Origin of the sequence: Microbacterium sp. NPDC087589, assembly GCF_044743635.1 — a bacterium.
In the GTDB taxonomy this organism is placed as follows: Bacteria; Actinomycetota; Actinomycetes; order Actinomycetales; family Microbacteriaceae; genus Microbacterium.
In genome coordinates, this window is the sequence record NZ_JBIUWV010000009.1 from 91,852 (window position 1) to 112,074 (window position 20,223).

The 20,223-nt window shown below is 63.9% G+C and carries 16 protein-coding genes; 10 read left to right on the plus strand and 6 right to left on the minus strand.

Annotated elements, in window-relative coordinates; genetic code table 11:
• Positions 1 to 6: 6 nt before the first annotated feature.
• The 3 genes from ACIOU8_RS17245 to ACIOU8_RS17255 are packed head-to-tail and all read right to left on the minus strand — an operon-like array spanning position 7 to position 6,420.
• Positions 7 to 1,860, minus strand: coding sequence for an ABC transporter ATP-binding protein (locus ACIOU8_RS17245; protein ID WP_400792140.1), 1,854 nt, complete (start codon positions 1,858 to 1,860; stop codon positions 7 to 9).
• A complete protein-coding gene (locus tag ACIOU8_RS17250) occupies positions 1,857 to 5,030 on the minus strand; it encodes a lantibiotic dehydratase (protein ID WP_400792142.1) in 3,174 nt (1,057 codons plus the stop codon). Before ACIOU8_RS17250 ends, ACIOU8_RS17245 begins: the two co-directional genes overlap by 4 nt.
• Positions 5,023 to 6,420 carry a lanthionine synthetase LanC family protein gene (locus ACIOU8_RS17255; RefSeq protein ID WP_400792430.1) on the minus strand — a complete coding sequence of 466 codons (1,398 nt, stop codon included), beginning with the start codon at positions 6,418 to 6,420 and terminating at the stop codon, positions 5,023 to 5,025. Before ACIOU8_RS17255 ends, ACIOU8_RS17250 begins: the two co-directional genes overlap by 8 nt.
• A 434-nt stretch (positions 6,421 to 6,854) precedes the next feature.
• Between ACIOU8_RS17255 and ACIOU8_RS17260 the strand changes: the two genes are divergently transcribed.
• The 4 genes from ACIOU8_RS17260 to ACIOU8_RS17275 all read left to right on the plus strand — a co-directional run bounded on the left by ACIOU8_RS17260 (position 6,855) and on the right by ACIOU8_RS17275 (position 11,903).
• On the plus strand, positions 6,855 to 7,103 hold the full coding sequence (locus ACIOU8_RS17260) for a hypothetical protein (protein ID WP_400792144.1): 249 nt from the start codon (positions 6,855 to 6,857) through the stop codon (positions 7,101 to 7,103).
• Positions 7,100 to 8,011 carry a Clp protease N-terminal domain-containing protein gene (locus tag ACIOU8_RS17265; protein ID WP_400792146.1) on the plus strand — a complete coding sequence of 304 codons (912 nt, stop codon included), beginning with the start codon at positions 7,100 to 7,102 and terminating at the stop codon, positions 8,009 to 8,011. Before ACIOU8_RS17260 ends, ACIOU8_RS17265 begins: the two co-directional genes overlap by 4 nt.
• A gap of 930 nt (positions 8,012 to 8,941) precedes the next feature.
• Positions 8,942 to 10,666 carry a hypothetical protein gene (locus ACIOU8_RS17270; protein ID WP_400792148.1) on the plus strand — a complete coding sequence of 575 codons (1,725 nt, stop codon included), beginning with the start codon at positions 8,942 to 8,944 and terminating at the stop codon, positions 10,664 to 10,666.
• 376 nt (positions 10,667 to 11,042) lie between these two features.
• Positions 11,043 to 11,903, plus strand: coding sequence for a hypothetical protein (locus ACIOU8_RS17275; protein WP_400792150.1), 861 nt, complete (start codon positions 11,043 to 11,045; stop codon positions 11,901 to 11,903).
• Here ACIOU8_RS17275 and ACIOU8_RS17280 read toward each other — a convergent pair.
• Together ACIOU8_RS17280 and ACIOU8_RS17285 are read right to left on the minus strand one after the other, a co-directional pair.
• Positions 11,878 to 12,435 (minus strand): hypothetical protein, encoded by a 558-nt coding sequence (locus tag ACIOU8_RS17280; RefSeq protein ID WP_400792152.1) that lies wholly within the window; start codon positions 12,433 to 12,435, stop codon positions 11,878 to 11,880. The two genes, ACIOU8_RS17275 and ACIOU8_RS17280, sit on opposite strands and share 26 nt — an antisense overlap.
• Positions 12,436 to 12,712: 277 nt before the next feature.
• Positions 12,713 to 13,561, minus strand: a complete 849-nt coding sequence (locus tag ACIOU8_RS17285) for a hypothetical protein (protein ID WP_400792155.1) — start codon at positions 13,559 to 13,561, stop codon at positions 12,713 to 12,715.
• 165 nt (positions 13,562 to 13,726) lie between these two features.
• Between ACIOU8_RS17285 and ACIOU8_RS17290 the strand changes: the two genes are divergently transcribed.
• Together ACIOU8_RS17290 and ACIOU8_RS17295 are read left to right on the plus strand one after the other, a co-directional pair.
• The gene (locus ACIOU8_RS17290; RefSeq protein ID WP_400792157.1) at positions 13,727 to 14,239 is read left to right on the plus strand and encodes a glycine cleavage system protein R; all 513 of its coding nucleotides are present in this window, start codon (positions 13,727 to 13,729) and stop codon (positions 14,237 to 14,239) included.
• A gap of 10 nt (positions 14,240 to 14,249) precedes the next feature.
• Positions 14,250 to 14,693: a GNAT family N-acetyltransferase gene (locus ACIOU8_RS17295; protein WP_400792159.1), complete on the plus strand. Its 444-nt coding sequence runs from the start codon at positions 14,250 to 14,252 to the stop codon at positions 14,691 to 14,693.
• 100 nt (positions 14,694 to 14,793) lie between these two features.
• Here ACIOU8_RS17295 and ACIOU8_RS17300 read toward each other — a convergent pair whose 3' ends face one another.
• Positions 14,794 to 15,501: a FadR/GntR family transcriptional regulator gene (locus tag ACIOU8_RS17300; RefSeq protein WP_400792161.1), complete on the minus strand. Its 708-nt coding sequence runs from the start codon at positions 15,499 to 15,501 to the stop codon at positions 14,794 to 14,796.
• Positions 15,502 to 15,665: 164 nt separating this feature from the next.
• On the opposite strand from ACIOU8_RS17300, the gene ACIOU8_RS17305 reads away from it, so the two are divergent.
• From ACIOU8_RS17305 to ACIOU8_RS17320, 4 genes are all read left to right on the plus strand, one after another.
• Entirely contained in the window at positions 15,666 to 16,901 is a 1,236-nt protein-coding gene (locus ACIOU8_RS17305; RefSeq protein WP_400792163.1) for an aminotransferase class V-fold PLP-dependent enzyme, read from the plus strand.
• Between the two features lie 94 nt (positions 16,902 to 16,995).
• Positions 16,996 to 18,309: an ABC transporter substrate-binding protein gene (locus tag ACIOU8_RS17310; protein WP_400792165.1), complete on the plus strand. Its 1,314-nt coding sequence runs from the start codon at positions 16,996 to 16,998 to the stop codon at positions 18,307 to 18,309.
• A gap of 3 nt (positions 18,310 to 18,312) precedes the next feature.
• Positions 18,313 to 19,263 carry a carbohydrate ABC transporter permease gene (locus tag ACIOU8_RS17315; RefSeq protein ID WP_400792167.1) on the plus strand — a complete coding sequence of 317 codons (951 nt, stop codon included), beginning with the start codon at positions 18,313 to 18,315 and terminating at the stop codon, positions 19,261 to 19,263.
• On the plus strand, positions 19,260 to 20,165 hold the full coding sequence (locus ACIOU8_RS17320; protein WP_400792170.1) for a carbohydrate ABC transporter permease: 906 nt from the start codon (positions 19,260 to 19,262) through the stop codon (positions 20,163 to 20,165). Before ACIOU8_RS17315 ends, ACIOU8_RS17320 begins: the two co-directional genes overlap by 4 nt.
• The last annotated feature ends 58 nt before the right edge of the window (positions 20,166 to 20,223 follow it).

The window sequence follows — 20,223 nt, forward strand, 5'->3', positions numbered from 1 at the left end:
CCTTGTTCACGAGGTATGCGTTGTTGTTTCGGGGAGGTAGGGCGCGGCTTGCAGGGTGAACAGACGCGAGTATCGTCCTCCCGTCTCCATGAGTTCGTCGTGGTTGCCGCGCTCAAGAACTTTGCCGCCCTCCAGCACTACGACCTCGTCGGCGAGCTTCACGGTGGAGAAGCGGTGCGCGATGAGCAGCGAGCAAGAGTTCGTGGCGACCTTCCGCACCTGTTCGAAGATCTGCTGTTCCGTTTCGGCGTCGATAGCCGCTGTCGGTTCATCGAGGACGACCACCGGCGCGTTCCGCATGAATGCTCGAGCAAGCGCAATTCGTTGCCACTGACCGCCCGAAAGCTGTCGACCCTCGACGAAGTGTCGACCCAGCATGGTGTCGTACCCGTCATCCATCCCGGTGATTTCCTTGGCAATGCCACTGTCGTTGGCGGCCGATCTGAGTCGCTCATCATCGTCCATGGCCTCGAGACGACCGAATCCGATGTTCTGTCGAACTGTCATCTCGTACTTAATGAAGTCCTGGAAGATCACGCCCACATTGCGGTGGTAGTCCTCAAGGTCGTACTCGTCGATGGGGACCCCATCGAGCAAGATGCGGCCAGCGGACGGTTCATACATTCGCGTCAGCAGTTTGACGATGGTGGTCTTCCCGGACCCGTTGGAACCCACCAGCGCCACGCAGCCGGTTGCGGGGATCGTGAGATCCACGCTATGGAGGACTTCACGGTCAGTTCCAGGGTAGGAGAAACTCACTCCCTCGAAGCTGAAGCCTTGTCGAATCGGGGTCGGGAATGCCAGCGTGCCGTGGGGCTTCGTGTCGCCAGCTCGATCTCGGTCGATGACTGTGAACAGGTTGCCGAGGAACAATGAAAGCTCGAACAGCATCCCGACCGACATCAGCAGCGTGGTGACAGACGATTGAATGGTGGTTAGCGCTTGGAGGTACCCGGCCAGTTGTCCGATGGCGCCGGTTTGCAGCGCGCTCGTGAGCGCGAACACGATTGCTCCTGCCGCTCCGACGACGCTGAGAAGGCCTAGGCCCGCCAGCGCAAGGCCCTGCCTGCGGGCTATCGACCGGTCGACTGCAAGGAACTTCTGCACCAGCTCGCGATACCGGCTGACGAAGTGCGGACCCAGGCCGAACAAGCGGACCTCTTTGAAGCTGTGGTCGGTGGTGGTGAGGTACTGGAGGTAGCTCAGTAGTCGACGTTCGGGGGCGCGACCGTACTCGATCTGGTACGAGATCGCCCCGAACCACATGTTTGCGATTGCGGCGGGGATCGGGGCCAGGAGAACGAGAAGCGCAATCCACGGGTTCCAAGAGAAGATCACGATGCTGACCGTGACGAGTGTGATGAGTTCTCGTGTGATGTCCAGGACGCTCTCGAAAAGTTGCTGGATGCCGCCGCCGCTGCTCTCCCGCGATGCGCGTTGCAACTTGTCGTACGACGCTGCGTTCTCGTAGTCAGCCAGCTCGAACTCGGTACCGGCGATCATGATCCGTTCGCTGACGACAGCTGACAGTTTGAACTGCACGACTTGCGAGATGTACTGGTTGAGCACTGACAGGAGGTGCATCGCCACCATCACGCCCCCCAGGAGCACCCCGAACTGGAGTACCAACGGCAGCTGTTCCGCACCCGTGCCGTTCACGACCGCGTCGGTCGCCGCTTGCACGGCGCTTGCGAGGAATTGAACCTGAAGGGCGGGCAACGTGCCGACGACCACTGTGACGGCGATCAGGCCAATAATGCCGCCCGGGCTCGTTTGCCAGAGCAGCGCAAACGCACGGCGCCAGTCTTTGACAAGTCTGGAACCGGTGACGGAACGGTCCTGTGAATAGCTGTGGCTCATCGGATCACCAACTCTCGAGCTGCCTCTCGGCTGTTGATGACGCGTACCGCTTCACGGACGAGGTGGTATACGCCTGCTTCTCGGTCCAGGTCCACCGGCAGGCTGCGGTTGATAAGCATATGAGCGAGACTACGCAAGATGTCACGCTCGCTGCCCTGGAGGGTGCCTCGTGCGGCGGCTTCTCGCACCGCATCACCTGCGAGGCGGAGGGACGCCAGCTCGGACGCGATGCGTTCGTAGAGCGATCCCGCCGTGTCGTTGGCGAATCCGTGTCTGGCGGCGTGGGCCAGGGATGCGATCTGGTCCTTTTCGTCACGGTAGTACTCGCGCGCTCGCTCTGAGGCCTGTCCTTCGGGGAGGACGTCGAGGAGTGCCGACCACTCGTACCCCCAGGCGGTGTAGAGCGCGAGAACGGCTGCAACGCCGATGAGTTCCGGGGATATGTCGCCACCGTTGTCGAGGTTTCGTCGGGTGGCTTCGACAGCCACGTGTGACGCGTACTCAAAGGTCGCTTCGACCATGTCATAGACGGCCGGGCCACCGTACCGTCCCGTCTCCGGAGCATAAGGAACCACCGCATGATGGGTTGCGAGATTCGACTGAACGAGCTCGGTCGCGAAACTCACCGCTGCCCCCAGGAGTGGAAGCTGACTCGCTACGTCGCGTGCGCGGAAGCGGATACGCAGGTGCGGGCGCGTGTCCAAGTATCTAATGAAGAACCACCGGTCGTACAGTGACTGCACTTCGGGGAGTGCAATGAATGCCGGAAGCGCCTCGGCAATGATCTGCTCCTGCTGCTCGACGCTTGCATAGACCTTGAGGAATACCCATTCCTCCCCCGGGAGGTTGTACGCGTGGACGTCGGGTGCACCTACCGCTGATGGAACCGGCGCCAGCACTCCTGCCCTACGGTCGGAATGAATCAGGGGAACGACGATCTCGCTGACATGTGCCAGACCATCGACACCCCGCGTCCATGAAGCGCCCTCAAGGAAGGGGGCTTCCTCGATCTGCAGACCGCGTCCATGGGATTCCGCTCGTCTGAGGAGCGTGACAATTTCATTCAAGCAGGCGGGATGGTTGAGATCGAGGAGAAGTCGGTTGTCGTCCTCTGCGAGGTAGACGAGGTCGGGCACCCCACTTTCTCGCCTCCACCGGTCTACAGCCGCTGTAGCGTCGTCGTCGGTTTTCATCTCGACGATGAGCGATTGCGGGAGTCGCCATGATGCAAGCGACAGAATCGCGTTTCGATGCATCACCCGGGGCAGCGACTGCATCGATTCCAGCCCTCCCCAGGAGAACCCAACGGGCAGGTGGTAGCCGTCAGTGGAAACTTCCAGCAAGAACCGTGCGACGTTGTGAGCCATCTGCTCGTTGAGCATGTGGCTCTGAAGCACCACTACCTCGCGCCCCAGCCGCGTGGACCAGAGGAAGAAGCGGTCGTCCGTGATCCCCACCGCGAGGTCATCAAGGCTGATCTGCCGGTCCATGGGGGCGGTCGCCGCAGAGTTAATGGTGACCTCGTACTCACACAACAGCGGGCGAGTGGCGACGTTGGTGGCGTGTCCGGCGGATGGCAGGTAACACAGCTCCGCGACCACGGCGTCCGGTCGGTCCTGCTGCCACCTCCCAATGAGCACACGCAGCTGTTCGACTGCATCGTCCGGAAGCACGTCGACGAAGCGTCCGAAGGTTCGACCGCCGGGCGCGAACGTGTCCATCAGGATCGCCAGAGCCCCGTCACCCGTGCCGACGTCTCCGACCTGAACGTAGGCATCCATGATCGGGTACAACGGCTTACCGTGTGCAGGCGCTGATGCTCGCAGCCGGTTCAATGCCGCGTCATCGAGCTCGACGACGTGCTGTCCTCGCTGAGCCGTCTCAACGAGCAACTCGGCGAGGGTCGCAGTGTATTCGTCACGTTCCTCAACCTGGAAGGACTCGGCGTTTTCGAGCGGGAAGGGCCGTGGTGGATTTTCGTACGTTTCCGGCGCACCGATTCCGTCTTCGGGGCTGAGGAGGTTGAGGACCGGCACGAGGGCACCGTATCCATACCGTTCCAGGAACGAGGCGCGGTACCGGTCAAGGTGATGCTTCTGGCGTGGGGCGACTTCAGCGAGTTTCACGAGGGCGGTGTAGGCGTGCTCGATGGTGCCTCGAATCGCGGCGTCCGCGGCGAACACCTCATCCCCGAAGGACATGTCGACTTGCAGCGACACACCCGAATGCTCGCTCGCAACTGAGCGTTGCGTCGCTGCCAGGTTGCCGAGCGCTACGACATCAAGACCGTCGTCCCCGGACGTAACGACGACCTCGCGCAATGCGCGTCTCAGGTCGTCAATCAGTTGATCGTCGATGCCTGTCATGGCTTCGAGGCGTTCAAGCAACTGCGCATCAGCGCGCGGATGGGCCAACGATGGCCGCAAGTCACTGGTCAGGAAATGCAGATCCCAAAGCTCATTGACGAAGTGCGCGACTGCTGCGGGTGGTGTGTCAGGGAACTCTTCGCCGAGTTGAACCTGAAGCCCGGCGAGAGTTGGGCTCGTTGCCGCGATAGCCATCGCCCGTTCGACCGGAGGCGTGTGCCGCACGCTGATGCGCCGAGTGTCACTCTTGCCGTGCGTGTCGGCAACAGGGAGCACGACCCGGCCCCCGCTGATGTACGTGAGCGCATTCACACTGACAGGGAGCACAGCGCGTCCGACAACGCTTTCCTCGATCTGCCGAACGAGATCAAGTACCCACGCGATATCCGAGCGGGTGCGCTGCCGCCAGCTCGTTGCCGGTGGGAGCACAGGAGCTGAAGCGTCGCCGTCAAATCGTCCCCAACCGACCCCTGCGAAGGCTCCAAAGGGCGTCGCTCGACTGGCGCTGCGAATGTAGTAACGCAGGAGCCGGCTGCGGAGCCCGCGCGCGGCTTTTCGTTGCCGTTTGGTCGGCGGGGTGTGCGCGTTGTCGATCCATCGGTCGATTCCCGAGATCAGGTCGGGGCTGGCTATCCACAGTGCGCGCCGCATCTCTGGATCCGCAGAGCGTGCAATGAGCTCTTGGAGCAGATCCTCTGCCCCAAGATCGCGCGTCTGTTCGTAGAAATCGAGAAGTTGCTGCAGCGGAGTCGCTGCAGCACGGAGGAGGAAGAAGTCAGCCGCCCGATATGTGTGCTTACTCACCGGCAGCTCCGCTCGCGGGCGACATCATCCAGGTGTTGGCCCACGCGGGCCGGTTGGGTGCGGCGGCCGTGGCGAGAACCAATGCGACACCGGAAGCGCCGTTCAACAGTCCAGGTTGATCCACCCGGGTTGTGCCGGACTCCAGGTCGTCATAGAGCAGCGGGAGGTTCGAATCTGCGCGGCCAATGAGCGCGACCACTTGCTCTTCAAGCGCCTGGTCGTAAGTGTCGTCTCCGAGTCGGGAGGCAAGCTCCATCGTCAGCAAAACGTTCCCGGCTGCGCCATGGCAGAGATTCGCGACGGGAGAGCTCCAGTCCAATGCGCGCTGGAGGTGCTGACGCATTGATGCAGACGCTAGCTTGGCGAGCTTTGCGTCGTTCAGCGCTACTGCGATGTTGTCGAGCGCCATCGCGATGCCCGCGCCGCCGTAGCACCAGGTGCTGGCGAGATTCGCTTCGCCGTGACGATGCTCAACACCCGCGGCGTCCACGCTGTAACCCGTGGGCCACACAAGCGCGCCTTCCGCGTCTCGTTCAGCTCTGCGCACCAGCCAGTCAGCATGCATCTCGAGAAGGGGCGCGACCCGCTGGATCTGACGCTGGTCGTTCACGGCAGCCATCGCGAGGGAACCCGAGATCGCCGCGAGACCGTGCGAGACGCTGAGGTTGAGGAAGTTGTCCGGGAAGCTCTCATCCTGCAGCGACAGGGAGACCGCCGTGTCTCGGTTTATCATCCACCGCCAAAGGTGTGGTTCGTTCGAATCTCGCGATCCGGCCCAAACGAGATCTTCAATGAGCCGCGAGACGGCAGGCAATGCGGTCGCGGCGTCACTATCCTGCGCCTGCGGCTGCGCCGCATACGCGAGGACACCGGCTCGTCCAGACATGAAGTCGTAGTCCAGATCAGTGATCTCAGCCTGAACTTCAAGGGCGGGGTGCTCCGCGACCTGATTCAAGAACGACGAGCGGAGGCCCGTGAGAGCAGGGGCGAAACGAGGCTCGGCCGATACGCATACTTCTGCTGCGAGGACCAAGCCAGCGGTACCGGAGCACAGGCTGGGTGTGTGGAGAGGGTCGTCTGCTGTTCCCTCAACAGCTGCGCGCAGGTACAACGAAGCACTGTCACGGTGAGCAACCGCCACGGTGTGGTCGTAGTGAGCGCCAGAGAGGACAGCGTGAGCGAGGGCGAGCCCAGCGTGCCCCTGAGCGAGTGTCGCGACGTGCCAGCCGCCGTGATCTGACTGCTCCATCGAGCGCGCGACGTGCCCTTCGAGCAAGGCCGTGTCGCCGATCCGCTGCAGAATCTGATGGGCGATGTCAGCGCAACGTTGCCGAGCCTGTGGACTCAGACGTGCGGATCGGGATCTCGGCGTGCTCGCGGTCAGTGTCATTGCTTCTCCGGGCTTGATGTGGTCGGGCAGAAGAACGGCCAAGGGCGAGCCGAGTCGCCCTTGGCCGTCATGATCAGCAGCCCGCAGTACAGGTGGGCGTGCAGGTCAGCGAGCAAACGCAGGTGAACTTGCTGCACTTGATCGTGCGGCTCCTCACAGGCGTCCAGGATGCGGGGGCAACGGTGCCGCCGCCGGGGTTTGAGATCTTTGCGTCAAGCGTGAAATCGGACATGAGTTTCCTCTCATTGATGGTCAGTGACAGACGTATTTGTTGGATCTCACTGCACCACTCGGCCGATGCGATTCAATCCGATTATCGGTGCCTGCCGCCGATTCATTCCCTCCAATTAATTGGCCATTCTTGCCTGGGAATGCCCTGTGAACGGTGCAACACGTGTTGCCAGGGGCGCCACTAGCAACATATGTTGCAAGACGTGAAAGCAATCGATCTGGCCGCTCTGGCGCAAGATTCCGGCGATCCCCGCCGCGGTCTGCGCGCCGTGGCGACCCTCCGGCAACTCGTCGAATCGATGGAGCTCGCGCAGGTGGAAGCCGCGCTTCGCGCCGGCATGAGTTGGCAAGAAATCGCCGAGGAGCTGAAGGTTAGCAGACAGGCTGTCCACCGAAAATACTCCAACCGCGTAGATGAGAACATTCCTATCCCTAGGAGGAAGAGACGATGAAGAAGCTCCTTAAGACTGTCAAAATATCGCAGGAACTTTCCGCTCTAGCGACCGAAGAAGCGGTGCGAACCGCCGAACAGCGAGTGAGCTTGCAACACGTACTCGTAGCCCTCGTCCGATGGGACAGCCCCGCATCTCAAGAACTACGAGCCGCCGGACTCTCCGAAGATCGGGTGCGCTCTGCGGTGACGGCAGCCCGGGAGGAAGACCTTCGCCATCTCGGGTTCAGCGGCGACGCAGCCCCGACGAGAGCCGGCTCATCGACCCGAGCGAAAGCTGATTGGGACCCAGTGGCGCTGGAAGCGATCTCCCGGGCAGCGCGCAAGCGAGACGGCTACGCCGCACTCGAGGTACTCGCGTCGAGCGATGACGCGCCTCTGCGGGAGCTCACAGATCGATTGAATGTAGATCTCAAACAGCTCACGGCCCGGCCCCACGACGGTATGCAAGGGCCTGTTGACGCCGGTGACCTGTCCTCGACAACGAGCATCTTCGTCACCGCTCGCACGCCCGACGCGATGAACGCGGTCACAGATCCAGCGACCCGAAGAACCTGGGATTCGGAGTTTGGCGAAGCTACAAAACGCGCTGACGGCTCTTGGTCCGTGGAGAGCGCTGACCGCAAGAGCACCGGAACACTCACAGTCTCAATCACCGAGCCAGGCTCGGTGGTATGGGCCACCGACTGGGATCACGGAGTTCACGAGAGAGAGCAGTTCATGCTGATCGCTGAGCCAAATGGAACAACGATCCGCATCACGTCGAGCTGGACCCCCGCCAAAGGATCGGAGGCTGGTCGAAAAGCACGCAACCCGGCAAAGAGGGCCGCCGATCTGGTCATCGCCGAGCAACGGAATCGGCGAACCGGCGCAAGTCTGCGCGCTGCACTTTCCAACGCAACCACCTAGGTTCGTTCACCCACCGGGTCCGGCCAGTCTCGACATCCCACGCACGGTTCGAGTTGCACTCTGGCGGCAGAAGGGACGCCCCTGAGTGCAGTGGGCCAGCAGGTTGAGCCCACGTCCTCATCGAAAGCTGGTGAATGCAGTGATGGGTCCAGCCCGGAATCGAGTCCTTGCTCGCGCCGCCGGCACTCGGCCTCGCCCGCCTGACTGAGGTTCATGGGAACCATGAGGAGTGCATCAACCCAGCGAAGATGCCAGTCCCGATACGAGGCCGCCTACCGTCGAAGGCGCCGATACACGGGCATGACGCTCCCCGCGACGAGAGGGTCGCGGCGACCGCGGATGTCGCGCTCCTCTTTCCTAATATGGGTGTGGGGAACCAGACGGCAAGCCCGTGACACGGGCGGTCGCGAAACGTTCCGCGACCGCCGGGGACCCCTGCTATTCCTGCGATCTGAGCTCACCTGCGCGCCCCGAAATGAGCACGTCTTCGTCTGCGACACGTTGGCGACGGCGTAGCGCGACTAGAACTGCACGTTGAGTTGGGCGTTGCAGCCGAGCCCTTCATGAAGACAAGGCAGGACCCACGCGTGCCGTCACTGAGCTGAATCCGGGGCCCCGGTTCACCAAGGCCGCCTCCGCGGAGCGAGAAGTCGCTTCAATCCCATGGACGCCTCGCCCATCGTCGTCGCGCTCCCACCGTCGATGTGAGTCGTACCAGCCTTCTCCTTGCTCTTCTTCGGGTCTTTCGCCTGACGTCCGTGCTTCCAGACCATCAGGCGGTCGAATCAGACACCAAGCGGACCTTCACGCGGGTTTGAGAGCCAATCAGCTTAACCTCTCCAGCTCATTCGTGGGCATGCGGGTGGGGAATCGATATGCGTCGAGTCAAATACCGCACAGTTGCGCGCAGCCCAGTCCCGCCTCCGATCCGTGAGCAACAAACTCCAGAGCGACATCAACGGCCTTGAGCGTGAATCTCGCCAGGCGACGCAGCGGCTGCGAGAGCAGGACAAGGGCCGCGCCGGCCGCAAGGCCGACCTGTCCTTCGAAGCCCTCCTCGTCGCCATGCTGATGCTGCGCCCCGAGAACGCCCCGCAGCTGATGACCGAGGTCGCGAACGTGTTCTACCAGCGCCTCACCCCGGAAGCCGCGGACCTGCTCGGTGTCGCCCACATCCGCCCCGCTGACACGCACGTTGAGAACTGGCGGCGCTGGTACAACCGCACCACCCGTTGCATGCAGCGCTTCCTCGAGCTCCTCGAGCCGTGGCCGGCCCGCCGTCAGGTCATGAACGCCGCCGAGCGCGCCTACGAGACGGCCAAGCAGGACCAGACGCTCTCCCTCATCAAGCGAGCACGCCTGGACTGGGTGTGTAACGCCCTGCTGGAGATGACCTTCCGGGAACTGCCGACCGAGGTGCAGCAGCAGTGGAAGGGCGATATTTCCGTTGACCAGACGAAAGTGCCAGCGGTCAGTAAACGAGGACGAGCGAAGCTGGACCGCAAGGCCGGCCAGCGCGTGGTGAAGAACGAACCGGACTCGCTCATCATGGAGATGGAAGCGGACTGGTACAACCACGCCCCCGAGTTCCGTGGACGCGACGACAAGAAGGCCCGCGCGTTCACCTGGGGCTACGCTGCCAACTTCGCCGTGATGGTCCCACCCGAGCCCAGCGGCGTCCACGACGCTCCCATCCCGCACCCGCTGCTGGCCATCGGACTGAAGTTCTCCACCCCCATTAAGGACCTCGTCGCCAACGACACCATCGAGGTGCTGCAATCGCTCAAGGAGCGCGGTCACCCCGCGGGGCGCATCACCGGAGACAAGGAGTACTTCGCGCACCAGCTGCCCGAGAACCTCCTGTTCCCCGCACAGGCCCTCGGCTACTACCCGGTCACCGACTACCGCACCCCGCAGCTGGGACTTAACGGGAACATCGGCGGCGCCATCCAGGTTGAGGGCAAGCCGTACTGCCCGATGATGAAGAAAGGCATCGTCAACGCGACCCTCGAGCGCAACGCCGGCGTCATCGACGATGAGACCTACGAGGCTCGCATCGAGAAGCAGCGCCCGCTGTACGAGGTGCATTTCAAGGGCACCCCGAAGCCTGACGGCACCTACGCCATCCAGTGCCCCGCCCTCGGGCTTGCCCCCAGCGTCACCTGCAGTATCCGGCACCTGCACCCCGACGCCGCAGACAAGCCGAGGCCACATGTCACTGCGCCGCCCGAGCACCTCCGAGACCGCATCTGCACGCAGACCAGCGTGAAGGTGTTCCCTGACGAGAGCACCCGATACCTCCAGCCGCTGCGGTACGGCAGCGCGGAGTGGCGCCGAGTGTACGGATTCGACCGCGCGACCATCGAGCGGATGAACTCCATCGTCAAAGACCGCGGAAAAGAGAACCTCGAGAACACCGCCCTCCGGTTGACGCGCGGGTTCGCCGCCGCCGGAGTCTTCACCGCGCTCTTTCTGGTCTCCGTCAACCGCCGCCAGACCGCCGCGTGGGTACGCAAGAACGCCGAACGCGAAGTCCTGAACCTCAGCCCTCGCAAGAAGTCGTTCACGCCCACCACCCTCGACAATTACCGCCCCCGCGGGCCCATGCTCCACCCCGACGGAACCATCACCCTCCCCACGGACATCGCCAGCTGACGCACCACGCTTCGTCCGGTGGTCGAGCGCGACGACATGCGCTCGACCACCGCGGACGGCATCGGAGACTCCGCTCCTCTGGAACCCAAACAGAAATCGTCAGACAGAGTCGCCTTGGCTGCTCGCGCTGCGCCACGAAGGAGGTGTGGTACATCCGCTACCGGGATCATCGATCCGGCAGACGGGTTGGCCGGTGTAGGCCTGGCCTCTGGTCGCGAAGATGTTGACCAAAAGGATCTACATCCTAAGTCTTTGTGTGCGTTGTCCCCCAAACTCCCTACAGACAGCGCTCGACGCGCATGTTTGACTGAATGGGTTTGAGAAGAAATCGCGCAGATGTTTGGCGATTTACGCATTACACAGGAGGATATGCGGAATGAAGAAAAGTAGATCAGCAATAGCAGCAGCCATCACTCTTGGGGTGATCATGGCGGGCGGGGCTCCGGCGTTCGCCGCGGAGCAAAGTGAAGCGAGTAGCTCCATATGCGCCGATATTGCGAAGGCAGCGCTGGCCGAAGAAGGTGTCACGGCGGACGACTCTGGCACAGTATCTTTCGCTTGTCTTGGAAACCAAGTCGTTGCGACTGTCGATGCCAAGACGCCAGGTTCTCAGAGAGTCACCCGGGAAGTCGAGTTCGAGGGGGAGCAAGACCCCGCGAAGGAGACAGATCCGAACAGCTCGGCCGCGGGCGACGCGCCCGGAGAACCACTCGCCGTTCCCTTCGCCGCGGATGCGGCCGCAGCCGACCCGTGCCTCACCGGAGAATATCAGCGCGAAGTGAGGAGCGAACTCGAGGACTTCATTTGGGGCTGCGCACGCTACGGTGAGTACAACCAGGACACTGGTGCAATCATTTGGGAGCGCTCAATTACGTACGAATGGACTATGTACGCAGGCTGGCCCTCAGCTCAGAACAAGCTACGAACGATTCCCTCGGTCGGCTCGCCGTCGATGAGTGGAACTTTCACCAGCTATAAGCAGAATGGGATTCTCCCTCCCGACTCCCTGGCATTGACCGCATTCAAGAACGCTGGTAATACTACGACGAGTGGGTGGAACGTAGGAAGCCTCGACACGAGCGGTCAGTTCTCCGTGTGGATGGGAGATATCGTCATCAAGGACACGTCGAAGAACTACGAGCAGTACTTCGAAGGTTCAGTTCCCAGCCACCGCTTTACGTGCGATTCAGGAGCTCAGCGGTGCTACTACCCTAACGGCCAAGAAGCCCCCCTCTAGCCTGAGCGGGGCGGGCCGCGGCGATCTCCGTGTACTCAATCATGAGTGTCGGAGTGTCTAGCTTCACCGCCATGCGGAAGGGGTCGCTCACTGTGAGCGACCCCTTCACTGTGTCGTCTTTCGTGTGCACGAGGGCAAGCTCGATGTGATCGCCTCCAACGAGCGCTTCACCGGTGAATCGGTAGTTGTCGAAGCTGCGGCCCCAGACGGGCAACGACAGCGGGAACGCGAGACGTGCGGCGAAATGCTCGACATTGAAGGAGTTGCGGGGGATATCCTGCACGGTCGTCTCGCTCCTGCGGGTGTGCGTGTAGCCGTCATAGTCGTCGACCAGCTCGCCGTCTGCCCGATGAAGGGTGTAGACCAGATCTCTTGGCGAAGCGTCGATGAGAAAGTGTTCGACCGGTGCGTCGACCCCCACCCGGAGGGCGACCTGGGCTCGACACGAGGGAATCAGAGGCCCGGACATCAGAAGAGTCATCGCGCGCACGAAGTGTTCGCGCGTGTGGGGAGCTGCGTCCTGAGAATTCATCCGTCCACCCTAGCTCCGCACGCTCCGACCCGAGTCCGACGCGGACGAGACGTCAAACGAAGTCGCTAGCCTAGACACGCTTCACCGGAGGTGAACCGAGATGAGCGACGGCTGCGACAGGACTTCGCGAGCCGGCGCATCGGCAGTTCTCCATGAGCAAGCGGCACAAGGTCGGCTCCAGGGAGCGGCAGCGCGCGTGGCCACATCGCACGATCCCGTTCGCGGTCCGCCTCGCCCCTCGGGGTGCAGGCCAGGCACCGTGGGCCCGCCCCAAGATTCACTGACCTAGACGCAGCTCAGCCCGCGCGACATCTTCGCCCAGTGACGGGACGAACTGCAGATACCTCGTCAGCGCCTCCAACGAGTCCACGCCCGCAGCCTCCACGAGTGTCGAAGCATGAGTACCCGCAGCAAGGTGACCCACGATCCACGTCGCCCGTAGTCGCTGCGTCTGCACTAACACCGCGCCTGGGGCCCGCTGGACGAAGTTATTGACAACGGTCCGCCACGTGGTGACCCTGTCCGGACGGAACACATAGCTGCTGGGCTCGGCGGGCAAACGTAGCTCAGAAGCCCATAGGTCCTTCATCGTCACCGTTCGCTCCCGCGCGCCCTCGACACGCACATCGATGCCTCCGCGCGGATGCTCTGACACGCTCCTCACGCGCAGGTTTCCGATCTCGCTACTGGACAGCCCCGCCCCCAAACCCAACGCCAAGAGGTTCACCGCACTTGCTCGACGAGACTCGGTCGATAGGGACACTGCCCACGACATCATCTCCGCAACCTCTCGAGGTGCGTAGGGCGACACCGGAGAAGAAGGCGGCAATGCAGCCACCGGAGGCCGGCGTCCCTGAAGGTCACCCACCTGCTCCGCGACCCTAAACAGCCTCGAGCGCAGGTTCCCCAAAGAGCCGGGCGAGTAGGTCTCTCGCGCTATGACGATGAACTGTTCGATGTTGCTGGTGGAGAACAGCTCAAAGAGGTCTGCATCCACACCAGCGACATTCACCGCCCACGTCAGGAACGGGCGGGTTGCGAATCGGATCTCCGCCTCGCTGTATACCGTGCGACCGCCGAGGCTCACGCATTGCTCGACGAGCGCGTCAACCTCCGCAAGGTTCATGTCGACCGTTATAGCAGGCGGCACCGGCATGCGGGGATAAATCAGGATCGGCTTCGGCGAACTGGGACGCGCAGCGCCGCAAAAGCCAACGGATACGCGAAACGAAGAGGGAGGGGAATCATAAACAGACTCGCTAGGAAAGCTAAACACACCTACGCTGGCGGCATGACTACTCTCATCCTCACTGTCGCGGGTGCTGATCGCCCCGGTCTCGTCGCAGCGGTCGCCGATGTCGTCGATGCCCACGAAGGCAACTGGGAGAACAGCTCGCTGGCCGAGCTCGCGGGAACCTTCGCCGGTGTGATCGAGGTGTCGGTCGCACCCGAGCACTCGGAGGGGCTGCAGGCGGCGCTCCGCGAACTGCAGGGGCAGGGGCTTCTGACGCTCGCCGTCCTCACCGGTACTCCCGCGGCGGACGCCGAGGCACAGGTGCTCGAGATCCGGATTCTCGGCAACGACCGCTCCGGCATCGTCCGTGAGGTGTCCAACGTGCTGAACGCACACGAGCTCAGCATCGAAGAGCTGGCGACCGAGACGCGGGATGCTGCGATGGCCGGCGGACGCCTGTTCGAAGCGTCTGTGATCGCACGCGTGCCCGCATCGGTCGATCTCGACGCGCTGCGTCGGGACCTCGAGCGCATCGCCACTGAGGTTCAGGTCGACATCACCCTCGCTTGAACTGTCATCCATGACCGACGGAATCAGCATCTCGATCGCGGAGCGCCTCACGCCGAGCGACCTCAAGCGGATCGAGATGCTTCTCCCCCAGCTCTCGACGACCGCTCGATTCGACTCGGAAAGGGTGCTCTCGCTGCTCGATGCGCAGAACGCAGACCTGTTCGTCGCGCGCGAGTCAGGCCAAGTGGTGGGAATGGCCACCCTCGTGACGGCTCCGCTCATCACCGGATGGCATGGCAGCATCGAAGACGTCGTGGTCGATCAGAGCACGCGAGGACGAGGCATCGCGCGCCGACTGCTCGAGGCGATCATCGACGAGTCCGAACAGCGGGGACTGTCGACGCTCGATCTGACGTCCCGTCCGTCTCGCGAATCCGCACTGCGCCTCTACGAATCGGTCGGCTTCGTCCGTCGGAACACGAACGTGCTGCGCTTCGGCCCTCCATCGCACTGACGGCCGCCCGATCAGAGGACATCGTCGCGATCAGCGGGCGGGTCGATCGGATCGGCCCGCTTCTCGGGGCAACGCCCGCAGATCGAGCCAGGAGCCCAGCTCACTCGGCCACAGGCGCAGGCTCGACGATGTCCGTGTCGGTGTAGCGCCGCACCCAGTATTCGGTCTGAGCCACGTGAGCGGATGCCGCCGCCGACGCCGCGACCGGGTCGGCCGCCGCGAGTCCGCGGAGGATCGCGCGGTGCCCCGCGTCCGAGTGCAGCTTGAGTTCGGCCGCGTCGGCGGCATCCGGAATCCGATAGGCCCGCGATCGTGAGCGCAGCACGTCGATCAGGCTCGTGAGCGCGTCATTGCCCGCGACCTCCGAGATCGTCATGTGGAAGGCGTGGTCGAGGCGCGAATGGTCCTCGAAGTCGTCGCTGGCCTCGATCTCGTCGAGCACGCCACTGAGCTCCTCGAGCGTCGCCGCGTCGATGCGGGCAGCGGCGAGCGCGGCGGCATGCGGCTCGAGCACGCGGCGCAGTTCGGTCAGCTCGAGCACTCCGGCCATGGGCAGCAGCCCGACCGTCAGCGAGAGGCTGCCGATCAGGTCTGCGGCGCGCAGCTCGCTCACGTAACTGCCCGAGCCGTGGCGGGTCTCGAGCACCCCGAGTGCGGCCAACATGCGGATGGCTTCGCGGAGCGAACCGCGTGAGACGCCCAGCGTCTCGCACAGCTCGCCCTCGCTGGGCAGACGGTCGCCGGGGCGCAGCGCGCCGTCGGCGATCAGCGCACGCAACCCGTGCAGAGCCGTATCCAATGCGCTCATCGTGATCCTCTCTGACACCGGCCGCTCCCCTGCGAGTCTGTCGGACCCGCGCCCTTGATCAAATTCGTATGACAACTATGTTTCATCTTCTCCTTTCCATAGCCATATCGGAACCTCTGTGGCAAAGTTGTGCAACAACTCCCCCACTGCACCGACGAGGACCGATGCCCGCACCACTCTTCCCCGCACCGCTCACGCTGAACTCCGGCATCCGAGCCCGTGATGCGTGGCCGCTCGATCCCGACGTGATCCATCTGAACCACGGCTCGTTCGGTGCAGTGCCCACCGCGGTCGTCGAGCACCAGGATGCGCTGCGGCGCCGAGCCGACCTCAGCCCGGTCGAGTGGTTCCCGCGCATCGCCGAGCGCGTGCGCGCCGCCCGAGAGCGCACGGCCCCGTTCCTCGGTGCCCACGCTGAAGACAGCGTCTTCGTGCCCAACGCCTCGGCCGCGGCCACCGTCGTCTACAACGCCCTGCACCTCGAGCGCGGCGACGAGATCCTCGTCACCGACCAGGGCTACGGAGCGATCACGATGGGTGCGCAGCGCCTGGCCCGCCGCTTCGGAGCATCCGTCCGCGCCGTCGAATTGCCGCTGCTCGCCCCCGACGACGAGGTCGTGCAGCGCTTCGCCGACGCCCTCACCCCGGCCACCCGCCTGATCGTCATCGACCAGATCACCTCCCCCACCGCCCGGATGCTGCCGACCCGGCGCATCGCCGAGCTCGCCGCCGAGCGCGGCATCCGCACGCTCGTCGACGGCGCTCACGCTCCCGGGCTCGTGGCGGATGCTGCGGCCGTCGCCGGCGGCGACTGGTGGTTCGGCAACCTGCACAAGTGGCCCTGTGCCCCGCGCGGCTCAGCGCTGCTCGTGACGAACGCACCCGACCGCGATGACCTCTGGCCCCTGATCGACTCGTGGGCCGCGAACGAGCCCTACCCCGAGCGCTTCGACACCCAGGGCACGATCGACGCGACGACCTATCTCGCCACCCCGGCGTCGATCGAGTTCATCGAACGCGAGTTCGGCTGGCACAACGCCCGCCAGGCGATGGCCCAGATGGCGGATGCCGGTGCCGAGATCATCGCCGAGGGCCTGCGCCCCCACGGCGATGAGGACCCTCTGACCCCGCTGCCCTCTCCCGTGCCGTCGATGCGGCTCGTGCGCCTGCCGCTCGGACTCGGCTCGACCCGCGAAGAGGCCGATGCGCTGCGCATGGACCTGCTCGACGAGACCGGCGTCGAGACCGCGTTCACGAGCTTCCGCGGAATCGGATACTTCCGCCTGTCGGCGCACCTGTACACCGAGGCATCGGACTTCGAGGCGTTCGTCGAGCGCTGCATCCCGCAGATCCTCCGCCGGGCCGGCATCCGCACTCCCGACTCGATCATCGTCACCTGACCCGCTCCACCACCACCCGCTCCGCCCACCACCCGATCCACCACCACCGATCCACCCACGACCCGATCCACCACCACCAACTGAGAGGCACCTCGTGAAGAAGAACAGAATCTTGACGACCGCCGCGGGAATCGGCACCGTCGCCGCACTCGCGCTCACCGGCTGTTCCGCAAGCGGCGGCGAATCCGCCGACGGCACCGTCACCCTGCAGATGGTCGAGAGCCTGACCAACCCTGCGCGCACCGACCTGCTCCGCGGTCTCCTCGACGACTTCGAGAAGGAGAACCCCGACATCAAGGTCACGCTCGTCTCGCCGCCCACCGAGCAGGCCGACGCGAAGATCCAGCAGATGCTGCAGTCGGGCAAGGGCGTCGACGTGCTCGAGGTCCGCGACATCACGGTCGGCCCGTTCGCGAACAACGGCTGGCTGCACGACATCTCGGGCGACCTCGAGAGCTGGGACGGCTGGGATGCCCTGACCGACAACGCGCAGGCCGCGTCAGTGGCCGCCGACGGCAAGAGCTACTTCGTGCCCTACGGCTTCTACGGCCTGTCGCTCTTCTACCGCACCGACCTGGTCGAGGAGGCGGGCTTCGACGGTCCTCCCCACAGCTGGAAGGACCTGCTCGAGCAGGCCAGCGCCATCCAAGACCCGTCGAACAACATCTACGGCTACGCGTTCCGCGGTGGCGCGAACGCGAACAGCAACGTGGTCGCGGCGATCGAGGCCTACACGATCGATGGCCTCGACGTCGATGACGCGTTCCTGATGGAGGACGGATCGACGATCTTCGCCGCCCCCGAGGCGCAGGAGGCCGTCGACGACTACTTCGACCTGTTCAAGGAGGCCTCGCCGCCCTCGGCCGTCTCGTGGGGCTATCCCGAGATGGTGGCCGGCTTCACGAACGGCACCACGGCGTTCCTGCTGCAGGACCCCGAGGTCATCGCCACGGTGCAGGACTCGTCGCTGACCGAAGACCAGTGGGACACCGCTCCGCTGCTCGTCGGACCTTCGGGCAAGGCTGCGCAGCCGCTGGCCGTCGCCGGCTGGGGCGTCGCGGAGAACAGCGAGCACCAGGATGCCGCGGTCACGCTCGTCGAGTTCCTCTCGTCGGCCGAGCCCGCCACCGAGTTCGCCCAGGCCAACAGCCTCGTGCCGATCATCACGGAGGCCGCGGATGACGAGTTCTACTCTTCCGGCCCGTGGACGAGCTACGTCACGATGACCGAAGACCCCGAGACGTACGTCAACGTGCAGCAGCCTCGTGGTGTCAGCTGGTGGACGGAGTGGATCCAGAAGTCCGACCAGGACGTGCAGAACGTGCTGCTCGGCAACATGTCGACCAGCGAGCTGCTCGAGTCGTGGGACGCCTTCTGGACCGAGAAGTACGCGGCGGAAAAGGGCTGATCCGTGACCCGGACCACTCTCGAAGCGGGCTCCGTCGGCACCGCCGGCGGGGCCTCCCCGGCATCCCGCCGGCGCCGCCCGTTCCGTGGCCGCCACGCGCTGACGCTGCTGGCCTTCATGGCCCCGGCGATCGTGTTCGTGTGCTGGTTCACCTATTGGCCCATGCTGCAGGGTGCACGCATGGCCTTCCACGACTGGAACCTGTGGGACCTGACGTCCACCCCCTGGGTAGGCTTCGACAACTTCGTGACCGTCTTCCAGGACCAGGCGTTCCCTGTCGTCGCGTGGAACTCGGTGCTCTGGGTCGTCGGCTCGCTCGTGCCGCAGCTCGTGATCGGATTCCTGATCGCGCTCGCACTGCGCAAGCGGTTCCGCTTCCGCGGGCTCTACCAGGCGCTCGTGTTCTTCCCGTGGGCGGTGTCGGGCTTCCTGATCGGCATGCTGTTCCGCTGGATGTTCAACGCCGAGTTCGGTGTCGTGAACGACCTGCTCATGAAGGCAGGTCTCATCGACGCCCCGCTGCCGTGGCTGGCAGATCCGAAGCTCGCGATGTTCGCGGTCATCGTGGCCAACATCTGGTACGGCGTGACGTTCTTCGCGATCATGATCCTCGCGGCACTGCAGTCGGTGCCCGATGAGATGCTCGAGGCCGCGAGCCTCGATGGCGCAGGCAAGGTGCGCCAGCTGTTCTCGATCATCATCCCGTACATCTCGATGACGCTGCTGCTGACAATCCTGCTCCGCATCATCTGGATCTTCAACTTCCCCGACATCATCTACGCGATGACCAACGGCGGGCCGGCCAACCAGACGCACATCATCACGACGTGGATGATCAACTACACGCAGCAGGGCAACTACGGCATCGCGAGTGCGATCGGACTCATCGTGGTCGCGTTCCTGTTCGTGTTCTGCGCGTTCTATCTGATGGCGATGCGGAAGGTGCAGCGATGACCATCACCGGCACAACAGTCACCGAGACCCGGCGTCTCACCGTTCCCGACATCGCGAAGGCTCCCCGCCCGAAGCGCACGGTGTCGGTCGGCGGCGTCGTGCGTGTGGTCGGGCTTCTGCTCTGGCTCGTCATCACGCTGTTCCCGCTGTACTGGATCGCACTGACGTCGTTCAAGTCACCGGGCACGATCAACTCGTTCCCGATCGAGTACTGGCCGAGCGAGCCATCGCTCGACAACTACACCACGCTGTTCCAGCAGAGCTCGTTCGGGGTCTTCCTCGCCAACTCCGCGATCGTCGCCACGATCGCCGGCGCGGTGGCGACGCTGATCGCGCTGCTGAGCGCCTACGTGATCGCCCGCTTCGAGTTCCGCGGCAAGGGCACGGTGCTGGTCGCGTTCCTGCTCACGCAGATGATCCCGGCCTTCATCGCGCTGGGGCCGCTGTACTCGATGATGACCGACCTCGGCCTGGTCGACACCAAGCCGGGCCTGATCCTCGTGTACATCGCGGTCTGCATCCCGTTCTCCACGGTCATGCTGCGCGGGTTCTTCGAGAACGTCCCCGACGCGCTCGAAGAGGCGGCGATGATCGACGGATGCTCGCGCTTCGGCGCTCTGTTCCGCGTGCTCGTGCCGGTGATGACCCCGGGGATCATCGCGGCGTTCATCTTCAACTTCGTCAACTGCTGGAACGAGCTGTTCCTGTCGGTGGTTCTGATGAACACCGATGCGAACCGCACGGTGCCCTCGGCGCTGAACGGCTTCATCTCGACGTTCAACATCGACTGGGGTTCGATGTCGGCGGCGGCCGTGCTGACGATCCTTCCGACCATGGTGATGTTCGCTCTCGCGAGCCGCTGGATCGTGCAGGGCCTGACAGCCGGAGCCGTCAAGGAGTAGCGGCCCCCCGCGCACGACGAAGGCCGCCGTTCATCCCGAACGGCGGCCTTCGTGGTGC